Annotated in this window: 1 protein-coding gene; it reads right to left on the bottom strand. The window is 66.4% G+C overall.

All coding sequences use genetic code 11. The features are described from left to right. Window positions 1–18: 18 nt before the first annotated feature. Window positions 19–1,210: IS1634 family transposase (locus ACH0BZ_RS16360; RefSeq protein WP_406899803.1), on the bottom strand; the 1,192-nt coding region annotated here is incomplete at its 5' end.

Genomic DNA, 1,210 nt, shown 5'->3' with positions numbered 1-1,210 from the left:
GACCTGAGTTGGACCTCCTTAGTGCCCCGCTGGCAGGGCGGCGATGATCGCGGCGCTGGTGTCGTCGAGGGGTGTGCGGGCGGTGAGGTGGTGGCCGTCGATGTCGACGATGACGGTGTGGATCCGGCGAAGGGTGCGGACGATCTTCTTGATCGACATCCCGGTTTCGGCCTGCAGGTATCGGGCGATGGCCAGGGCGGCGAACACGATGGTCAGGTGCGCCTCGATGGCATCGCGGGTGCGGTGGAAGATCGGCCGCGCTTTGAGGTCGGACTTGGCCATGCGGAAGGACTGCTCGACCTTCCACAGGTCGCGGTAGGCGGCTACCACCGCGGGCCCGTCCATCACCTCGGGTGCGATGTTGGTGACATAGCCCTTGTAGCCGGCCGACTCGCGGGCCCGCTGGATCGACACCTCGTCCAGGGCGACCTTCTGGTCGGTGACCTTGACAAACCGCTGCTTGCGTAGCGGCTCAGCTCGGTCGGCCACGCGTTGGGCACGTTCGATCTGCGCGTTCAACGTCCGCTTGTCCCGCTTGTGCCGATCCCAGGTGTAGTGCCACACCACCCGCCGATCCCGCCGGTCCTTGCCTTGGCCCATGGCGCGGGTCAGTTCGACGGTGTCACCGTCGGAGATCGCGTTCCCGCGCACGCCGAAGTGCTCCTCGAGCTCCTTCGGGGCCCGTGAGGTCTTGGAGGCGACGATGAACGACAGCCCCGCATCCTCCAGCGCGTTGAGATTGGCCGCCGAGAGCATCCCCGCATCGGCGACCACGACCATGTCGTCGATCCGGTGGCGCCGCTGGAACGCGGTGATCACCGGGATCAGCGTCTTGGTCTCGGCCTTGTTGCCTTCGAAAACGTGGATATCCAGCGGGAACCCGTCACGGGCCACCAGCAGTCCGACGGTGATCTGCGGATCGACCTTGCGTTCCTTGCTCATACCGACCTTGCGCAGGCCGTCCTCCTTCTCGGCCTCGAAGTACAGCGTCGTCAGGTCGTACAGCACCAGCGCGACCCCGGGGCCACCGTCCCGGGTGACGTGCTCCCAGCAGGCGGTGGCGATCGTGGTGCGGTAGTCGCGTTCCACGCACCGGGCCAGCGCCCGTTTGATGCTCGACAGATGTGGAGCGGGGGCGCCGATGTCCTCGAGGACCTCGATGGTCTCGAGTTTGCTGGTCGGCAGTACTAGCCGTGCGCACACCAGCGAC

Source organism: Dietzia sp. 179-F 9C3 NHS, from assembly GCF_045369825.1.
In the GTDB taxonomy this organism is placed as follows: Bacteria; Actinomycetota; Actinomycetes; order Mycobacteriales; family Mycobacteriaceae; genus Dietzia.
This window is presented reverse-complemented; position numbering and strand designations above follow the sequence as displayed.